Here is a 17,312-nt window from a genome sequence, read left to right on the forward strand (position 1 = left end):
TTATCATTTGATGATGTTTTTGGTATTTGTGCGTAAAACTGAAATTGAAAGATTATTTGCCTTCGCAAGCTTTTCTAAATCATCAAATTCAATTTTAATTCTTTTTTCTCCACTCGGAAGCGTGCTTTCCTTGTATCTAACCTCACCATAAGGTGTTTCTTTTGTTTTAGAAACCCGGGGTAATTCTATTTTATCTATAGGGTATTTTCTTAGTCCGATTGTTGTGGTATGTTCAAAAATAGTATTGGCAATTACTTCTGCATCTTGCGCTAAGCAAAGTACTGATAGTTTAGTTGCAGCCCTTCCTTTTTTCATAACAATAGGAGATAAATAAGCATCTCGTGCACCCGATTTTAATAATAGATCTGGTACTATCGCTAAATCTTCGGCCGACATATCATCAATGTTACATTCAATCATGAGTGACTTACTCTGGTTTATTTCAGCAGATCGCTTACTTTCATAAACCCTCAAAACATTAGGTATTTCAACAGTTCTGTGTCCTATACCATATGCTGTTCTGATAATTTCCATTTCTGGATGAGCAATCCATTCATTTGTTAGCACCTTTAAAATGGCGGCACCCGTTGGCGTGGTCATTTCCTTATCCACAGCACCCGAACTGCATTTTACACCTCTAAATATTTCTACTGTAGCAGGAGCTGGCACAGGCATTTTACCATGATCGCATTTTACAAAACCGCCACCCAATTCCGGAACTGTTGATGTAACATGCGTAATATTAAGATGGTGGTAACAAATGGCTGCTCCAACAATATCAACTATCGAATCGGTAGCACCAACCTCATGAAAATGCACATCGTGTGGTGGCTTATTATGTACCTTACCTTCGGCAACGGCAACTTCCCAAAATATATTTTTAGCTATCGTTTTAATTTGTTCGTGTAGCGTAGAAGCATTAATTAGCTTTTCAATATCGGCATAATTACGCGAATGTGAATGGTGATGGTGGTGATGATCATGCGAATGTTCATGGTGATGATGCTCTTCATCATGAGAATGATGATGGCTATGTTCACCCGATTGATGCGAGTGTGCTTGATTTTTTAAAAGAACATTTACCTGAGTTCCGTTAATACCACTTTTTTGAGCGGGATATACCTGAAGTTCAAATTCATCATCCACACCTAGTTTTGAAAGCTCTTTCTTTAATAGTTCCAAATCCATCCCTAAATCTAGCATTGCTGCCAAATTCATATCTCCACTAATTCCTGCAAAGCAGTTGTATGTAATTTCCATCAAATATATATTTCAATCTATTAGAAACAGATCAAATTGGCCTTCAATTTAAAAACCAAAACCATCAATTTCAACTTCTTCTTGTACTTCTACCTTTGGTTTATCTGCCTCAATATGTACTTCGTTTCTTGCAATAAATATGGCTCTTTTATTTGTAGGACATATTGACTCACAGCCACCACATCCAATACACATCTCTGGATTAACCACTTTCGGCTTTGTTAAACCATTCTTCCAAGGAACCATCTTTAAAGCTGCCGTAGGACAATGCTCTGCACAGGCACCACAATCTTCGTTATCAGTAATTAAAACACACTCCTCTAAAATTAGTTGTACTTCGCCAATTTGAGTTACCTTTTTTTCATCTAAACTTAGCTTTACAAGAGCATCATTCGGACAAACATCGATACAGGTTTTGCACTCATATTCACAAAACTGTTCTACATCAAACTTCAATATGGGTTGCATCATTCCTGTTAAACCGTTCTCAAACAGAGATGCCTTAAGCACCCCAGTTGGACAATGGTTAACACACAATTGACATGCGGTGCATTTGCTTTTAAATCTTTCTAAAGAAACTGCACCTGGAGGTAAAGGGTATAATTTTGTTTTATTTTCAACATTTGAAGCTAGTAAAGAATTGGAAGCCACTCCAGCACCCAAAGCTGCCATCGATATTTTAAAAAAAGCACGACGGTTATTTTTTGAATCAATCATTAGTAGCACGTTTTTTAATTACACTTAAGCTTAAAGCATCTTTTTTACAAGAATCAATACAATTGAAACACGAAACACATCTACTGTGATCAACTTTGTAATCATTTAAATGGTCGATAACATTACTTTTGCAAGTACGAGCACACGCCTTACAATCCACACATTTATCATTATTAATAGTTATCCTAAAAAGTGAAAGCCTTGAAGCCAAACCTAAGGCTGTACCAACCGGACAAAGTGTATTACACCAAAGTCTGTTGTACTTTATATCTAAATAAACTATGGTTCCGATGGTAAGAATAACCGTGGATAAAACCGCAAAAGTAGGAAGGTGATATTCTTTAAAATTAAATGTGTAATTTCCTGCAGCATTTCCAACACTTGCAAAAATATTATTCACAAATGTGATGATTGGCGTTAATATGGCTGCGCTAAACCTTCCGAAAATAGAATACGGATCGAGTAATAATACCAAATAAGTACTGCCAAATAAAAGAAACAAGGCTGTTAAAAGTAAAATACTATAGCGTAATACATTATTAGCTTGCGCATAGTGTGGTTTTGCTCGTTTTATTTTACGCTTCTTTTTAATCCACTTGGATAAACGCATCACCAAATCCTGAAAAATACCCAAAGGACAAATGGCAGAACAATAAACACGTCCAATAATAAAAGTAAGTGCGATTAAGGCAATAACTGTTACAAAAGAAGCAGAGAGAATTGCAGGTATTAATTGAATTTCGACTAATATTTTTGGATTTAACCATTCAGGTAAAAATCCACTTATTCCGCAAATGTATAATGTGGACAGTACAAATACTATTGCAGCAATAATTTGTCTTATTTTTTGCATCATAAAGTTCTAATATTTAATGTGGATTTGAGACTTACAGTTTCACTCTTTTTACATTAACCGAACTTAAATCTTGCGTTCCTAATTGATGCTTCTCAGCCAAAGAAATGTGTTTTACATCCTCTAAACGCATGTCTTTAATTTGCCCAAAGAACTTAACCGCTGCCGTATCAACAGCCACAGGATCTGCAGAAGCGAATAGTGCTTTTGTAACTAATGTATCTTCAACACCTTTGCCTTGAGGTCCATTTTGAGTCATGGCTCTATAAGCATCAATAATATTTAAAATTGGCTTCTTTTCGTAAGTTGCTAAATCGGCAATACATTGCTGTAAACCATCCTTATGGAAAACTTTTCTATCCCAGATAATACCCATAGAATTTTTCATAGACAGCGACATTTTGGCGCCACCATGATGTTTTAATACGGGCACATTAATCCATGCATCACAATTAATAATAGCTTCATGAATTTTTGTTGATTTTATAGAAACCCCTTTGGGAAGATCTACCTCTTTATAATACTTCTCGTTATTACCCGGAACCATTTTACCACCATTGGCTTCGGTAGCTTCTTTAATTCCACTTTTTTCGTAACAGGAGTTCCACTCATTACAAGTATGATCAAAAACTAAAACTTCACTTGCTCCGGCATCTTTACAAAGTTTCACTAAAGCACCTACAACTTCAGGATTAGTGTTAGCAGCCATTTCGGGTTCTTTTGCCCAACCTATATTTGGCTTAATAACTATTTTCTGTCCAACTTTTACAAATTTGGTAATACCACCTAATTCTTCAATAGCTTTTGTAAGCATAACAGAAGGTGAATCTCCCATTACAGCAACTAACTCTCCACTTTTTTCAACACTTGTATTGGCTGCATTTGCTTCGTTACCACCTATTATCTGAGGTGCAATTGTTGAAACAGCCGCTGCTGTGGCACCTTTTTTAAGAAAATTTCTTCTGTCCATTGTGTAGTTTATTTAATTTGTGTGTAGCCTTCACGTTTTCCTGGGTAAAATACAAGAAGGCCAATTACTGTAATGTGTATTAATCATTATCTACTGCTCAGCATTTTTTCTTTTTCTCATTACAAAAAAAGTAGCAACTCCAATAACAACGGGAACAGCAATCCATAATAAATGGAGAGAAAATTCATTACTATTCATTTCTGAATGATTATGCCCTGCATGAGCAAAAACAGCAGCTGAAAGCGCTAAAAACATTGTTGATAAGCTAATCTTCTTCATCTTATTAATTATTAAAATTATTATTGTTTAAAACTTACATCTCCTTTATTTAAGCTAAATTATAAGAATATAAACCCATTTACATTCTTGAGAACAACATCTATACCGAAAACAATTTGGCAAGTAATTTGCAACAAATTCAATGGAATTATCAACTTAAAATAAAATATATTTCTAATATAAAATAAGTCTAAGTAAATTGTAACTATTCTTATTAATATATTCTTATTTCATTTTCAATTAACATTAAATCTATTTCTAATTTATACATTTGCTTGTTCATAAGGTATACTACAAAACACACACTATTACCTATTTAAAATATGCGAAATATTACATTAAAAAGAGTAACTACTATAACTACTTTTGTTTACTCAACCATAACAATTCTCTTTTTCTTAATTAATTATTTCTCAAGCAACATTGTGATTTCCTTATTGATATCTACTCCTATTTCAATTGGTATTTTTGCAATTTACACACACTTTTCCATAAAGAGTTATATAAATACCAAAATTAAACCCATTTATAAAACCATACACAACTTTAATGCTGGTACTCCTGATTTTCAGCACCTATCCAACAGTGAACCCTTAAAAACAGTATCGCTCGAAGTGGCAGATTGGATACAAGGTAAAACCAAAGAAATACAAGAATTAAAGCAAACCGAAAAATATAGAAAAGAGTTTTTAGGTAATGTATCACACGAATTAAAAACACCAATATTTAATATACAAGGTTATATTTTAACCTTAATGGATGGAGGCATTGACGATCCGAATATCAATATGCTGTACTTAAATAGAACAGAAAAAAGTATTGATAGAATGATCAGTATAATTGAAGATCTTGAAGCCATATCTAAACTAGAAGCAGGTGAGTTAGAAATTAAAAAAGAAACCTTTAACTTATTTCAGCTCATTGAAGATGTATATGATATGCAAGATATTCGAGCTAAGGATAGAGATATTACTTTAAAACTAAACAAAGCAGGCCAAAAGCAATTATTAGTAAATGCAGACAAACAGCGAATTTTTCAGGTAGTAAGTAATCTAGTTCTTAACTCTATAAATTACGGTAAAACAGGAGGAAAAACCAGCATTAACTTCTACGATATGGATAATAGATACCTTATTGAAGTAAAAGATAATGGTACCGGTATAAAAGAAGCTGATTTGCCACGAGTTTTTGAACGTTTTTACAGAGCTGATAAAAGCAGATCGCGTCAGCAAGGTGGCACTGGTTTAGGTTTAGCAATTGTAAAACACATTATAGAAGCACACAATCAAACAATTAATGTTACAAGTACGTTTGGTAAAGGAACAAGCTTTACTGTAACCCTTGAAAAAGGTTAAGTAAGGATACTAAAAACTTTAATTAACGATAATTTCACGTTATAATAAAGGTATCGAAATGTAATATAAATTGTTTTATGTAATTTCATGCCGATAAATAATGCGCCAAAAATATGATGGAAGCGAATAGTTATAAGATTTTACTGGTTGATGACGAGCCAGATATATTAGAGTTTGTAAGTTACAACCTAAAAAAAGAAGGTTACCACGTTCTTACCTCAGAAAATGGAAGTGCTGCCATTGAAGTAGCCAAGAAAGAACTACCTCACTTAATTATTTTAGATGTTATGATGCCTGAAATGGACGGCATTGAAACTTGTGAAGAAATTAAAAGGATTCCATCTTTAAAAAACGCCATTATTGCATTTTTAACAGCAAGAAATGAAGATTATTCGCAAATTGCTGGCTTCGAAGCTGGTGCTGATGATTACATTTCAAAACCTATAAAACCAAAGGTATTGATATCAAGAGTTAAAGCTCTTTTAAAAAGATATCAACCTGAAAGTTCTTCAAATGATAATGTTCAAAGCAGCATTATTGAAATAGGAGATTTAACTATCGACAGAGAAAAGTATGTTATCATTAATAAAGGCGAAGAACTTGTACTTCCTAAAAAAGAGTTTGAGTTATTGATGCTTTTAGCTTCTAAGCCTGATAAAGTGTTTACACGAGATGAAATATATAATTCGGTATGGGGCGATAGTATTATTGTAGGTGATAGAACTATTGATGTGCATATTAGAAAAGTTAGAGAAAAAATTGGCCAAAACCATATCAAAACCATTAAAGGGGTAGGATATAAGTTCGTTGAATAAAATAAACAATTCATAAAATAAAATTAGCATTCTTGTATTAGAATGCTTTTTTTTGCTGAATAAGTAAAAAAAAATCCATTATTATATTAAATAATTTATATTTTTAGGCGATTCACTAATTTTACAGACTCATGAATAAAATCCTGCTCCTATCAATAGCCCTTGTTTTAATTATCACTTCATGTGGAGAGAGTGAAAAAGAAGCTAAGAAACAAGTTAAAAAAGAAGTAGTTAAAAAGCCAGTTGTTGTTAAAGATACAATCCCAGAAGAACCTATTGAGGAACCTGTTTATGAGGAGCCAAAACCAGTAGAACCTAATAAATACTTTTTAATTATTGGTTCTTTTGAGAAAGAAAGTAATGCTTATAAATTGCGTGACGAGTTAACTGAACAAGGTTTTGACTCTGAGGTAATAGTAAGACACTCCCGAGAAAATCAAGAGTTCTATAAAGTATCGTATAAAGGTTTTAGTGATAGAGATGAAGCTTTTAATGAACTATCAATGGAAAGAAAATTACCAAATAATCAAGATGTTTGGTTACTTATAAAATAGGATAAAGAAATACTAGGGGCCTGTTAGATTAATTTCTAACAGGCTTTTTTTATTATAATAAACACAAACTAGGCTTAATTATTGTTGCAATAAAAAATTCACAAAAAAAATAAAGAACTTATTACAATGAAGAACTACAAACTGCAACTGTCGTTAAGTTTTATAATGTTGTCTATAACAACATCTGTATTAGCCCAAGGTAATGATAAGTTAGGATCTTGGTATGTTTATAATGGCTTCTTCAATTTTAGCCCCAAAACTGAATTATTTGTTGAAGGTCAATGGCGAACCTACGAACCGATATCAAACAATCAAAACGTTTTCTTTAGACCATTCTTTAGTTATAATATTCACCCAAGTTTTCAAGTTGGACTTGGTCAGGAATACCATATGAGTTATAACTACACCGAAAACAAGGAAGATAAAACAAAGAATGAAGAGTTTAGAACAACACTTCAGGCAATTGCCAAACATAAGGTTGGAAGAGTAAACTTTCAACATAGATACAGATATGAATTTAGGTTTTTAGAAAACACAAACGAACAACGCGCAAGGTATCGTCTGCAACTTGGGATACCATTAAATGCCAAAGAAATGGGGAAAGGCGTATTTTTTACAACCATTGGTAACGAAATACTTCTAAATACTAAACCAAGCTTAAACCTAAGCCAAAATAGAACCTATGCAATGTTGGGCTACCAAATAACCGAAAGTACCCATTTACAAGGAGGCTATATGAGAATCAATTATTCAGATGCCACTTCTCATAATCGTTTACAGTTTTTTATAACACAAAAATTAAACTTCTTCGATAATAACTAATCCAATAGCATAAGTAGCTCCGTAAAACTTAATTATAATTCTGATGGCAAGATTATTGCCTATTGAATAAGGTAATAATTATTACATGCGATATTTAACATGTTTTTTAAATATTACAATACCTAAATTTGTTTTAACCACTAACCGTAATTAATTTTTGGTAAAAAGTACTAGCATATCATATTATGGATAATAATGGATTTATTGGAATGGTGGAGAAAGCCCTAAAAAGCTTTAATAACCAAAAAGCATTCGCTGATTTTGATGGCGATTCTTTTACATACAATGATGCAGCTAAACGCATAAATAGCTTGCACAAAATGTATAATAACTGTGGTATTAAAAAGGGCGATAAAATTGCTCTTATTGGTAGAAACCTCAGTAACTATACCATTAGCTATTTATCTGTGGTAACCTATGGTGCTGTTGTAGTTCCAATTTTGCCTGACTTTGGAAGTAGTGAAATACACCACATTGTAAACCATTCTGAATCTAAATTACTATTCTCTACAGAAGTTATTTTTAATAAGATTGATGAAGCAAAAATGCCAAATTTAAAAGGCATTATTAGTATTGATAAGTTTGTTGCATTGGCAAATGGCTGTGATGACATTAGTGCTAATTCAATTCTATTGGAAAAACTAATGCAAGAACCTTTTGAAATAAAGGACCTCAAATTTGATGAAATAGGAGAGGAAGAGTTGATGGTTCTTTCATATACCTCAGGTACTTCAGGCTTTTCAAAAGGAGTTATGATACCACACAGAAGTATTTGGTCTAATGTTAAATTCGCTCAAGATAAATTTGATTTAACATCAGGAGAACGAATTGTTTCGTTTCTACCTCTTGCCCATGCTTATGGTTGTTTGTTTGAATTTTTGTGGCCATTTACTGTTGGTTGCGAAATAACTCTATTAAGTAGAGTACCATCACCTAAAATTATTACAGAAGCATTTCAAAAGATAAAGCCACATTTAATATTGGCTGTTCCATTAATTCTAGAAAAGATATTTAAAAAACGAATTCAGCCAGCTTTAGAGAAAGGAGCAGCAAAAACACTAGTTAAAGTGCCTCTGTTAAATCAGGTAGTATTCTCTAAAGTTAAAAACCAATTAGTTGATGTTTTTGGTGGAGAGTTTAGAGAAATAATAATTGGTGGGGCAGCACTAAATAAGGATGTTGAAGATTTCTTAAGAAAAATAGGCTTTCCGTTTACTATTGGATATGGAATGACTGAATGTGGTCCGCTAATTAGTTACGAGCCATATAAAACAGCTAAACCTCGCTCAGCAGGTCGCTTAGTTGATAGGATGGAAGTTCGTATTGACTCAAAAGATCCTTATAATGAAGTTGGTGAAATTTTAGTGAAGGGCGATAATAATATGCTTGGTTACTTTAAAAATAGCGAAGCCACAGCACAAACAATAGATGCTGAAGGCTGGATACATACAGGAGATTTAGGTGTTATTGATGCTGAAAACTTCATATTTATAAAAGGCCGCAGTAAAAATATGATTTTAAGTGGATCAGGCCAGAACATCTATCCTGAAGAGATTGAAACCAAACTATGCAGTATGGATTACGTTCAGGAATGTTTAGTTAGAGATATGGGCGATGGCAAATTAGAAGCTTTAGTATACCCCGATTTTGAATTAGCTGATGCCGAAAATATTCAGGAAAAGGAATTATCAGTAATAATAGCTGATTTAAAAAATAAAGCTAATGCTGAATTACCTGCCTATATGAACCTATCTAAGGTAACTGAAGTTCCAGAAGAGTTTGATAAAACCCCAAAAAAGAGTATCAAAAGATACAAATACATATAAACATCAGTAATTACGCGTAACATTAACATCGTTTAACTTTTGTTTGTACTAGTTCACTATACTTTAAGCTACATTTGTAATGTAGATTTTTTTTCATAGATTTAGATTTGGTTAACAAAGCTGATTTTAAGGGTAAAGGATAGATGTTTTCATCTATCCTTTTTTTATGCCCCATGGCCATCTTCTTATTATTCCCTCCCGCTTAAATAGGTTTTAAATAATAAACACCCGCTCTTTAGTTATTTTTCTGCTTATAGCTATAAAATTAAAAAGTACATTTGCAGCTATACATTTATAGATTTTATTAAAATGAACTGCACAAATAAATATTTCTCAATATTAAGTATTGTATTAGTACTTCTAGCCATTACACAAACATCATGTACTGAAAGTAAAACTGATAAAACTGAAATTACAGTCAGTATTCTACCTCAAAAATATATTGTTAACCAATTGCTCGGAGATTCTATTAAGGTAAATGTAATGGTATTACCTGGCAATAGTCCGGCTACATATTCACCCACTCCTTCCCAAATTAAAAACCTACACAGTTCAAAACTTTATTTACGTATCGGACATATTGGTTTTGAGCAAAACTGGATGGATAAAATAGCATCTATAGATAGTGATATTATAATTGCTGATGTTTCTGAAGGTGTTCAATTAATAAAAGGCGAAGCTGTGGTTCATGGAGATCATGTACACGAAGGAGGTATTGACCCGCATATTTGGACATCGCCCAGAACGATGATGACTGTAATTACAAATACTAAAGATGCATTACTTAAGCATTTTCCAGAACACAGTGCGTTAATAGAAAAAAACTATCCAACACTCTTAGAAAAAGTAAAAGCATTAGATCTAAAATTTACAGAAAGTTTTAAACCACATGAGGGAAGCAAATTTTTAATTTTTCATCCTGCATATACCTATCTTGCACAAGATTATAATTTAGAGCAAATTTCTATTGAAAATGATGGAAAAGAGCCAAGTGTAAAGTGGTTACAAACTATAATTGAAAAAGCCAAAGCAAATAATATAAATGCAATTTTTATCCAACAGGAATTTGATTCAAGAAATGCAGAATTAGTTGCTAAAGAATTGGATATTGATATTATAAGTGTTAACCCATTAGCGGAGGATTGGATTACTGAAATAAACAATACTCTCAATACACTTGTTAACTCCTTTCAACAAGATTAATAATGGACAGTTTAATTTCATTACATAATGTATCTGCTGGTTATGAACCGAACCAAGCTGTTTTGCGAAATATCAATTTAGATATTAAGCAGAATGACTTTATTGGTATAATTGGTCCAAATGGGGGAGGGAAGTCCACTCTTTTAAAAGTTATACTAGGGCTATTACCTATTCAGAAAGGAAAACTTAATTACGCCTGGAAAAATAACAAGCACTACATTGGTTATCTTCCGCAAAGCAATGAAATAGATACAAAATTCCCCATCAAGGTAAGCGAAGTTGTTTTATCTGGTATTATGGGTAGTAAAAGTTATTTTGGAAAATACTCTAAATCCGACAAAAATAAGGCTAACGAGTTATTAGATAAATTAGGGTTAACGGAATATAAAAATAACACAATTGGAGAGTTATCGGGTGGGCAAAGACAACGAGCTTTCCTAGGGAGAGCTATTATTAATAAGCCGTCTGTTTTAATTTTAGATGAACCTAATACCTATGTAGATAAGCATTTTGAAGGGGAATTATACAACATGCTAAGTGAGCTAAATAAAGAAATGGCCATATTGTTAGTTTCGCACGATATTGGAACTATATCACCTATAATAAAAACGATAGCTTGTGTTAATGAAGAACTTCATTATCATAACAGTAATAAAATTTCAGAAAAAGTACTTTCAACCTATAAGTGCCCTATTGAATTAGTTGCACACGGACACGTTCCGCATAGGGTACTAAACCAACATTAAAATGTTAGAATTCTTCGAATTATTTCAATACAAATTTTTCACAAATGCGCTTTTGGCGGGTTTATTAACAAGCATTTTAGCTGGTATTATTGGCACCTATATAGTATCGCGCAGAATTGTTTTTATTAGTGGAGGAATTACCCATGCTTCATTTGGAGGCATTGGAATTGCTTATTTTCTGGGCCTTAATCCGTTTTTAGGGGCTGCTGTATTTGCAGTTTTCTCTGCTTTAGGTATTGAGTGGTCGGCGCAAAAAGCAAAAGTAAGAGAGGATAGTGCCATTGCTATTCTCTGGTCATTAGGAATGGCCATAGGTATCATTTTTGTTTTTATGACACCTGGCTATACACCAAACCTAATGGGTTTTCTTTTCGGAAATATACTAACAGTTACTACTACAGATATAATTGTTACGGCCATATTTGCGTTAATTATTATTGCCGCCAACATTCTTTTTTTTCGACCTATTTTGTACACTGCCTTTGATGAGAACTATGCATCTACCACAGGTTTAAATGTTAAACTCATCAAGTATAGCATGGCAGTTGCTGTTGCATTGGCAATTGTATTAAGCATACGAATTGCTGGTATTATACTAGTATTATCCTTATTTACTATACCACAAGCAGCTTCAATGCTGATAACTAAAGATTATAAAAAAATAATATTTTGGTCTATCCTTTTTGGTTTTATAGGAATAATTGCCGGATTAAGTGCTTCTTATTTTATGGATATCCCATCGGGTGCAACCATAATATTTGCATTAATAAGCATATGGATAATGATTAGAGCTGTAATTTTTATAAAAGATAAACTGAATTTAAAGTAGGCATTCTCCAATCTTTAAATCCATTGGTGTGGTTACTTTTATATTTTCTCTATTACCATCAACCAAATGGATTTGTTTTCCGAGCTTTTCAACAACACTAGCATCATCTGTAAATAATTCACTAAAACCTTGTTTATAGGCTTCTTGTAGTATTTCTGAAGTAAAAACCTGGGGGGTTTGTACCATCTTATAAACCGATCTATCAACAGCAACACTGGTACTATTTTGAATTTCTCTTATGGATTCAATGGCATCAGTAACTGGTATGGCATTGCCATTAATTTCTGCCGCAGCATAACATCGCTCCAGAGTACCTGAACTAACAAGAGGACGAACTCCATCGTGGACTCCAACAAGGCAAGGTTCACTTATTTCCTTTAAACCATTTTGTACACTATGGAATCTAGTATTTCCTCCTTCAGTAATCGTGTGCTCAATTTTAAAAGAGTGATCAATACACAACTGTTGCCAATAACTCACTTGAGTGGATGGAAGCACTAAAACAACCTTAATTTCATCATCAAAATTGTGAAAAGCACGGATAGTATGCATCAAAATCGGTTCGCCTTTCAATAACAAAAATTGTTTTGGTATATCACTTTTCATTCGCGATCCGCTACCCCCTGCAACAATAATAACAGCTTTTCTCATACTTTTAATTTGATGATTCAGCATCAAAATTAATCAAAAGTTAGGCATCCAGATTAAAGCAGTGTGTAAATATTTATCTAATGATTTTTTAGTATTCTATTTGTACCTTGAAATCCTAAATAAAAATATAGAAAATATGCTACCAGAAGGAATATTTGATTTTTTAGTGCAGTTAAGTATTAATAACAATAAAGAATGGTTTCATAACAATAAGCCTTTCTACCAAAAAGCTAAAACAGATTTTGAAACTTATGTGGATGAATTAATTGGCTTAACTAACAATATTGATAAAAGGATAGGTCATCCTAAAGCAAAAGACTGTACGTTTAGAATTTTTAGAGATGTAAGATTCTCGAATAATAAACTACCTTATAAAAATAACTTTGGAGCCCATATTAACCGCGATGGACGCAAGAGTATATATGGAGGATATTATTTGCATATTGAGCCTGATAATAGCTTTATAGGCGGTGGCATCCATGTTCCGCAACCTAACGAATTAAAGAAAATACGTTCCTTCATTTTAGAGAATCCCGAGGAGTATAGAAGCATTATTAACGATAAAACATTTAATACAATGTTTCCTGAAATGTATGGAGATAAATTAAAAACTGCTCCTAAAGGATTTGATAAGAATGATGAAAATATTGCTTTAATCAGAAATAAATCATACACTGTTATAACTCAATTAAGTGATGATGAAGTCCAATCATCTGAATTAAATACAATAATTGAAAACACTTTTAAAACTATAAAACCACTGAATGACTTTTTAAATGAAGCTCTAGAAAACTAATAATTAGTGCATAAAAAAAGGGATTTCAACCGTTGTTGAATCCCTTTCTTTTAACCTAAACCCTAATCTATGAAAAAAAACTTCTTATGTCTGTTTTATGCGGATTTCATAAAATTGGAATGCCTTAGAGACATTCCAATTTATAACCTAAACCCTAACCTAATCTATGAAAAACTCTCTTGCTCTTCGAATAGGAATAAAACAAACTGCGTGCCAAAAATAACATCTGACCAATATTTAGGGTAAATATTTTTACTTTTCTAAGGAATCTATATGAATAGTAACTCCAATATTATGCTCATCGCGGATCAATTTTTGATAATCCATTGCAACTTTACTAGCTTCGTTTAACGACATATCCCCGGGTAAATATATATGGAAAGTTAGCTCAGCATGGTTTCCATATTGATGTAATAAGAAGTGATGTGCTTCGAGCGGATATTCAAAATTAGACTTCCCTATTTGAAGGATACTTTCTTTTAGGTCGTCATCAATTTTTTCTCCTAAAAATAAAGAGAATGCCTCCTTGAGTATAGAGTAGGTAGTATAAAATATTAATGCTGAAACAATTAACCCCAACACACCATCCATCCACCAAAAGTATTTACCTAAAAATAAACCCACCAATATTATTAAACTGGATAATGCATCACTGCGATGGTGCCATCCATCAGCGACCAAAGATTTTGAGTTTATTTTTTTTCCAAAAATGATAGAATACTGAGCCATTATTTCTTTTACAACTAATGAAATAACTGTAACTATAATTGCCCACATCCCATACTGAGATTCTTGATGATCGCGAAGCTTAATAAAGGATTCGTATGTGAAATTAACCCCAACAAGAGCCAATAAAAAACCAACAAATATTGTTGATACTAATTCTGCTCGTCCATGACCAAAAGGGTGTTCTTCATCTGCCGGTTTATCAGATATTTTTATACCTATTAATACTGCAAAAGAAGAAACTGAATCAGTTAGAGTATGCCAAGCATCAGCTATTAATGCTACCGAGTTGTATAACAAACCCACCCAAAGTTTAATAGCAAATAGTACAATATTAAGTACTATTGATAACCAAGATATTATAACACCAATGTTTCGTTTCATCCAATTATTATTTACTCCTTAATGAAAGGGTATGTTTTTGTATCCCAATTTTTAACACCTCCGCTTAACTGATAAACTGTTTGATATCCTTGTTTCAATATCCATTCACCAGCCTGTTTTGAACGTTTTCCAACTTCACAATAAATAAAGATTGGCGTATCCTTAGAGGTTTTATCTAATATAGGTTTTAATATTTCTTTTTTACCACCGTAAACCGCTTTATTAAGATGTCCCTTTTTGTAATATTTTGATTCCCTAATATCAACAATTAAAACATTTTCTGCCTTTTGTGACAACTCATAAAACTGCTTACAATTAATAGAACATACCTCTTTAACTTGAGCTTTTAAAGTAGAATGGACAATAAACAGTATACAAACAATAATCAAATTCTTCATAAACTACACCATAAAAAAATCACTAATAATTTTGTCTGTCAAAAACTTACTATCGCGTTTAACACTAACAAAACCATTATCAATTATTAATTTACTGTTATCTAAATAATCTTGTAATACAGTATTAAAATGAGATAAAAATGTACTCTCGAATTTACTCTTTAACACATCTAAACTTAAACCTTTTTTCGTTCGTAAACTGAGCATTATAGTTTCATTATAGCTATCTATTAAACTTAATGATTCAGAATCGAAATACGCTTGGTTTGTGCTTATACCATCAACATACTTATCTAAATTAGAATAGTTCCATCGCCTTATGGTACCATCAAAGGAGTGTGCTGACGGTCCGAAACCAAAGTACTTATTACCATTCCAGTAATTAGAATTGTGATTAGATTCGTAATCAGGCAAGCTAAAATTAGAAATTTCATAATCATTAAACCCACCTTTTGCTAGACCTTCAACAAGTGCATCATATTGTTTCACACTTTCGGAATCATTAATCTCTAATATTTCCTTTTTTTGCAATCGTTTATAAAAAGGAGTATCAGGCTCAAAGGTAAGGTGATAAGCTGAAATATGCTGAACTCCTAAACTTAAAGCTTCATTAATTGAAGAATTCCACTCTTCTGAGGTCATTCCTGGTATTCCATAAATTAAATCTATACTTAAATTATTAATACCTGCTTCCCTAATATTATTTACAGCCTCTACCGCCTGACTTTTGTTATGCCTGCGATTCATAAACTTTAATATTCTATTATTAAAACTTTGAACCCCCATGCTAATTCTATTGACACCAAAGGCTTTTAAACCCTTTATATAATCAACAGTAACATCATCCGGATTTACTTCAACAGTAATCTCTTTTGTTAATGATATATCGAAAGTTTTATTAATAACGTCGAAAATAGATTTAAAATCACTTAATGACAATAAACTAGGTGTTCCTCCACCAAAATAAATAGTAGCTACTTTTCGTGTATTAAATTCATCAGCTCGTAATTCTATTTCTTTGATAAGTGCATTTAAATAGTCACTTTTGTTAGTTAAACGAATAATGCTGTAAAAATCGCAATAACCACACTTTTTTGAGCAAAACGGAACATGTATATATATACCAATCATTGGAACTAATTTTGTTTTAGTTAACGTTTCACGTGAAACAATAGTTTATAATAAAATAGAGAGGTTATTAACAGCTTATCAACTTTTAAAACTTTTACGATAATACAATGCGCCTATTAAAATCTTATATACGAACCATACTGGTAATAATATCTATATCGATACTAAGCCTTATGAATGTTGGTAAAGTAGTACCAAACGATATTAATTTTTTCAAACACATTGATAAGTTAGTCCACTTTTGTATGTATTTTGGGTTAAGCTTCGTATTTCTACTTGAGAACCATGCTCATAAAATACACATTAAAAAAAGATGGATTGTTTTAGATACCATTGCGATTGGTATAATAATGGAGTTTTTACAACTGTATTTAACAAGCACTCGAAACGGAAACATTTACGATGCTATTTTTAATTTTTTAGGTGTATGTTTTGGCACTGGCTTATTTTTAATACTTAAAAACAAGCCAACTGTATACAAGTTATTTCTGATAAAAGTAGATTATAATAAATAATAATCTTCCTTCTCACCAACCTTATTCACAATATTGGCAAAAGTTTCATTTTTAAATAAATTATAAAGTTGTTTTCTAATATCGCTAAACTGATCGTGAACAGAACACGGTTTACTATTTGAATCTGCAGCTTTACAACTATTCATACCTATTAAACAGGTTTCAAATATATCCATTCCATCAATTATTTTAACAATATCTAATAGTGTTAATTCCTCAGGATCAACGGCTAATGAAAAACCACCATGGGGGCCTTTATTGGAAGATAATATTTTTTGCTTAGCCAAGGTTTGAAGTATTTTACCTAAAAAGGGGGTAGGAATTTCTAAATCAGAAGAGATTTGTTTTATGCCAATTTTCTTTCCTTCTTCTTGATGGATAGCTAAATAAATTACTGATCGAACAGCATATTTACACGTATTTGATAACATATTATCTTAAAGTTTTAAAAGTACAATTTTCTATATTGGTTTATCAAGATT

Annotated in this window: 20 protein-coding genes; 10 read left to right on the plus strand and 10 right to left on the minus strand. The window is 32.2% G+C overall.

Going from position 1 to position 17,312, the window contains the following annotated elements; genetic code table 11:
• Positions 1 to 3: 3 nt before the first annotated feature.
• From larC to A8B35_RS20345, 5 genes are all read right to left on the minus strand, one after another.
• Complete coding sequence (gene larC / locus A8B35_RS20330) at positions 4 to 1,260, minus strand: nickel pincer cofactor biosynthesis protein LarC (protein ID WP_075603816.1); 1,257 nt, start codon at positions 1,258 to 1,260, stop codon at positions 4 to 6.
• A gap of 48 nt (positions 1,261 to 1,308) precedes the next feature.
• Positions 1,309 to 1,977 (minus strand): 4Fe-4S dicluster domain-containing protein, encoded by a 669-nt coding sequence (locus A8B35_RS23085; RefSeq protein ID WP_083634594.1) that lies wholly within the window; start codon positions 1,975 to 1,977, stop codon positions 1,309 to 1,311.
• Positions 1,970 to 2,833 (minus strand): 4Fe-4S binding protein, encoded by an 864-nt coding sequence (locus tag A8B35_RS23090; RefSeq protein ID WP_083634596.1) that lies wholly within the window; start codon positions 2,831 to 2,833, stop codon positions 1,970 to 1,972. The genes A8B35_RS23085 and A8B35_RS23090 overlap by 8 nt, the downstream gene beginning before the upstream one ends.
• A 31-nt stretch (positions 2,834 to 2,864) precedes the next feature.
• The gene (locus A8B35_RS20340) at positions 2,865 to 3,800 is read right to left on the minus strand and encodes a DUF362 domain-containing protein (protein ID WP_075603817.1); all 936 of its coding nucleotides are present in this window, start codon (positions 3,798 to 3,800) and stop codon (positions 2,865 to 2,867) included.
• 90 nt (positions 3,801 to 3,890) lie between these two features.
• Positions 3,891 to 4,079, minus strand: a complete 189-nt coding sequence (locus tag A8B35_RS20345; protein WP_075603818.1) for a hypothetical protein — start codon at positions 4,077 to 4,079, stop codon at positions 3,891 to 3,893.
• Between the two features lie 323 nt (positions 4,080 to 4,402).
• Between A8B35_RS20345 and A8B35_RS20350 the strand changes: the two genes are divergently transcribed.
• The 8 genes from A8B35_RS20350 to A8B35_RS20385 all read left to right on the plus strand — a co-directional run bounded on the left by A8B35_RS20350 (position 4,403) and on the right by A8B35_RS20385 (position 12,229).
• On the plus strand, positions 4,403 to 5,434 hold the full coding sequence (locus tag A8B35_RS20350) for a sensor histidine kinase (protein WP_075603819.1): 1,032 nt from the start codon (positions 4,403 to 4,405) through the stop codon (positions 5,432 to 5,434).
• 113 nt (positions 5,435 to 5,547) lie between these two features.
• Positions 5,548 to 6,249: a response regulator transcription factor gene (locus tag A8B35_RS20355; RefSeq protein WP_139314958.1), complete on the plus strand. Its 702-nt coding sequence runs from the start codon at positions 5,548 to 5,550 to the stop codon at positions 6,247 to 6,249.
• A 131-nt stretch (positions 6,250 to 6,380) separates the two neighbouring features.
• Positions 6,381 to 6,803, plus strand: a complete 423-nt coding sequence (locus A8B35_RS20360; RefSeq protein WP_075603820.1) for an SPOR domain-containing protein — start codon at positions 6,381 to 6,383, stop codon at positions 6,801 to 6,803.
• Between the two features lie 126 nt (positions 6,804 to 6,929).
• Entirely contained in the window at positions 6,930 to 7,625 is a 696-nt protein-coding gene (locus tag A8B35_RS20365) for a DUF2490 domain-containing protein (protein WP_075603821.1), read from the plus strand.
• A 185-nt stretch (positions 7,626 to 7,810) separates the two neighbouring features.
• Positions 7,811 to 9,451: an AMP-binding protein gene (locus A8B35_RS20370; RefSeq protein WP_075603822.1), complete on the plus strand. Its 1,641-nt coding sequence runs from the start codon at positions 7,811 to 7,813 to the stop codon at positions 9,449 to 9,451.
• A 309-nt stretch (positions 9,452 to 9,760) separates the two neighbouring features.
• Positions 9,761 to 10,654 carry a metal ABC transporter solute-binding protein, Zn/Mn family gene (locus A8B35_RS20375; RefSeq protein ID WP_075603823.1) on the plus strand — a complete coding sequence of 298 codons (894 nt, stop codon included), beginning with the start codon at positions 9,761 to 9,763 and terminating at the stop codon, positions 10,652 to 10,654.
• 2 nt (positions 10,655 to 10,656) lie between these two features.
• Entirely contained in the window at positions 10,657 to 11,400 is a 744-nt protein-coding gene (locus A8B35_RS20380) for a metal ABC transporter ATP-binding protein (RefSeq protein ID WP_075603824.1), read from the plus strand.
• 1 nt (position 11,401) lies between these two features.
• Complete coding sequence (locus A8B35_RS20385; RefSeq protein ID WP_075603825.1) at positions 11,402 to 12,229, plus strand: metal ABC transporter permease; 828 nt, start codon at positions 11,402 to 11,404, stop codon at positions 12,227 to 12,229.
• Here the strand turns inward: A8B35_RS20385 and A8B35_RS20390 are convergent.
• On the minus strand, positions 12,221 to 12,880 hold the full coding sequence (locus A8B35_RS20390; protein WP_075603826.1) for a 2-C-methyl-D-erythritol 4-phosphate cytidylyltransferase: 660 nt from the start codon (positions 12,878 to 12,880) through the stop codon (positions 12,221 to 12,223). The two genes, A8B35_RS20385 and A8B35_RS20390, sit on opposite strands and share 9 nt — an antisense overlap.
• Before the next feature lie 136 nt (positions 12,881 to 13,016).
• Here A8B35_RS20390 and A8B35_RS20395 point away from each other — a divergent pair, with 136 nt between their 5' ends.
• On the plus strand, positions 13,017 to 13,676 hold the full coding sequence (locus A8B35_RS20395) for a DUF2461 domain-containing protein (RefSeq protein ID WP_075603827.1): 660 nt from the start codon (positions 13,017 to 13,019) through the stop codon (positions 13,674 to 13,676).
• A 252-nt stretch (positions 13,677 to 13,928) separates the two neighbouring features.
• On the opposite strand, the gene A8B35_RS20400 is transcribed toward A8B35_RS20395, so the two are convergent.
• The 3 genes from A8B35_RS20400 to hemW are packed head-to-tail and all read right to left on the minus strand — an operon-like array spanning position 13,929 to position 16,315.
• Positions 13,929 to 14,786, minus strand: coding sequence for a cation diffusion facilitator family transporter (locus A8B35_RS20400; RefSeq protein ID WP_075603828.1), 858 nt, complete (start codon positions 14,784 to 14,786; stop codon positions 13,929 to 13,931).
• Between the two features lie 11 nt (positions 14,787 to 14,797).
• Positions 14,798 to 15,184, minus strand: a complete 387-nt coding sequence (locus tag A8B35_RS20405) for a rhodanese-like domain-containing protein (RefSeq protein WP_075603829.1) — start codon at positions 15,182 to 15,184, stop codon at positions 14,798 to 14,800.
• Positions 15,185 to 15,187: 3 nt separating this feature from the next.
• Entirely contained in the window at positions 15,188 to 16,315 is a 1,128-nt protein-coding gene (gene hemW, locus A8B35_RS20410; protein WP_075603830.1) for a radical SAM family heme chaperone HemW, read from the minus strand.
• 107 nt (positions 16,316 to 16,422) lie between these two features.
• Between hemW and A8B35_RS20415 the strand changes: the two genes are divergently transcribed.
• Complete coding sequence (locus tag A8B35_RS20415; protein ID WP_083634598.1) at positions 16,423 to 16,830, plus strand: VanZ family protein; 408 nt, start codon at positions 16,423 to 16,425, stop codon at positions 16,828 to 16,830.
• Here the strand turns inward: A8B35_RS20415 and A8B35_RS20420 are convergent.
• On the minus strand, positions 16,818 to 17,261 hold the full coding sequence (locus A8B35_RS20420) for an RrF2 family transcriptional regulator (RefSeq protein ID WP_075603832.1): 444 nt from the start codon (positions 17,259 to 17,261) through the stop codon (positions 16,818 to 16,820). The two genes, A8B35_RS20415 and A8B35_RS20420, sit on opposite strands and share 13 nt — an antisense overlap.
• Positions 17,262 to 17,312: the final 51 nt, after the last annotated feature.

Origin of the sequence: Saccharicrinis aurantiacus (assembly GCF_001660705.2) — a bacterium.
Lineage (GTDB): Bacteria > Bacteroidota > Bacteroidia > Bacteroidales > Marinilabiliaceae > Saccharicrinis > Saccharicrinis aurantiacus.

What these genes read in the sequence shown, in the direction of transcription:
- larC (WP_075603816.1), bottom strand. Translation starts at nt 1,260, where the DNA reads ATGGAAATTACATACAACTGCTTTGCAGGAATTAGTGGAGATATGAAT.
- A8B35_RS23085 (WP_083634594.1), bottom strand. Translation starts at nt 1,977, where the DNA reads ATGATTGATTCAAAAAATAACCGTCGTGCTTTTTTTAAAATATCGATG.
- A8B35_RS23090 (WP_083634596.1), bottom strand. Translation starts at nt 2,833, where the DNA reads ATGATGCAAAAAATAAGACAAATTATTGCTGCAATAGTATTTGTACTG.
- A8B35_RS20340 (WP_075603817.1), bottom strand. Translation starts at nt 3,800, where the DNA reads ATGGACAGAAGAAATTTTCTTAAAAAAGGTGCCACAGCAGCGGCTGTT.
- A8B35_RS20345 (WP_075603818.1), bottom strand. Translation starts at nt 4,079, where the DNA reads ATGAAGAAGATTAGCTTATCAACAATGTTTTTAGCGCTTTCAGCTGCT.
- A8B35_RS20350 (WP_075603819.1), top strand. Translation starts at nt 4,403, where the DNA reads ATGCGAAATATTACATTAAAAAGAGTAACTACTATAACTACTTTTGTT.
- A8B35_RS20355 (WP_139314958.1), top strand. Translation starts at nt 5,548, where the DNA reads ATGATGGAAGCGAATAGTTATAAGATTTTACTGGTTGATGACGAGCCA.
- A8B35_RS20360 (WP_075603820.1), top strand. Translation starts at nt 6,381, where the DNA reads ATGAATAAAATCCTGCTCCTATCAATAGCCCTTGTTTTAATTATCACT.
- A8B35_RS20365 (WP_075603821.1), top strand. Translation starts at nt 6,930, where the DNA reads ATGAAGAACTACAAACTGCAACTGTCGTTAAGTTTTATAATGTTGTCT.
- A8B35_RS20370 (WP_075603822.1), top strand. Translation starts at nt 7,811, where the DNA reads ATGGATAATAATGGATTTATTGGAATGGTGGAGAAAGCCCTAAAAAGC.
- A8B35_RS20375 (WP_075603823.1), top strand. Translation starts at nt 9,761, where the DNA reads ATGAACTGCACAAATAAATATTTCTCAATATTAAGTATTGTATTAGTA.
- A8B35_RS20380 (WP_075603824.1), top strand. Translation starts at nt 10,657, where the DNA reads ATGGACAGTTTAATTTCATTACATAATGTATCTGCTGGTTATGAACCG.
- A8B35_RS20385 (WP_075603825.1), top strand. Translation starts at nt 11,402, where the DNA reads ATGTTAGAATTCTTCGAATTATTTCAATACAAATTTTTCACAAATGCG.
- A8B35_RS20390 (WP_075603826.1), bottom strand. Translation starts at nt 12,880, where the DNA reads ATGAGAAAAGCTGTTATTATTGTTGCAGGGGGTAGCGGATCGCGAATG.
- A8B35_RS20395 (WP_075603827.1), top strand. Translation starts at nt 13,017, where the DNA reads ATGCTACCAGAAGGAATATTTGATTTTTTAGTGCAGTTAAGTATTAAT.
- A8B35_RS20400 (WP_075603828.1), bottom strand. Translation starts at nt 14,786, where the DNA reads ATGAAACGAAACATTGGTGTTATAATATCTTGGTTATCAATAGTACTT.
- A8B35_RS20405 (WP_075603829.1), bottom strand. Translation starts at nt 15,184, where the DNA reads ATGAAGAATTTGATTATTGTTTGTATACTGTTTATTGTCCATTCTACT.
- hemW (WP_075603830.1), bottom strand. Translation starts at nt 16,315, where the DNA reads ATGATTGGTATATATATACATGTTCCGTTTTGCTCAAAAAAGTGTGGT.
- A8B35_RS20415 (WP_083634598.1), top strand. Translation starts at nt 16,423, where the DNA reads ATGCGCCTATTAAAATCTTATATACGAACCATACTGGTAATAATATCT.
- A8B35_RS20420 (WP_075603832.1), bottom strand. Translation starts at nt 17,261, where the DNA reads ATGTTATCAAATACGTGTAAATATGCTGTTCGATCAGTAATTTATTTA.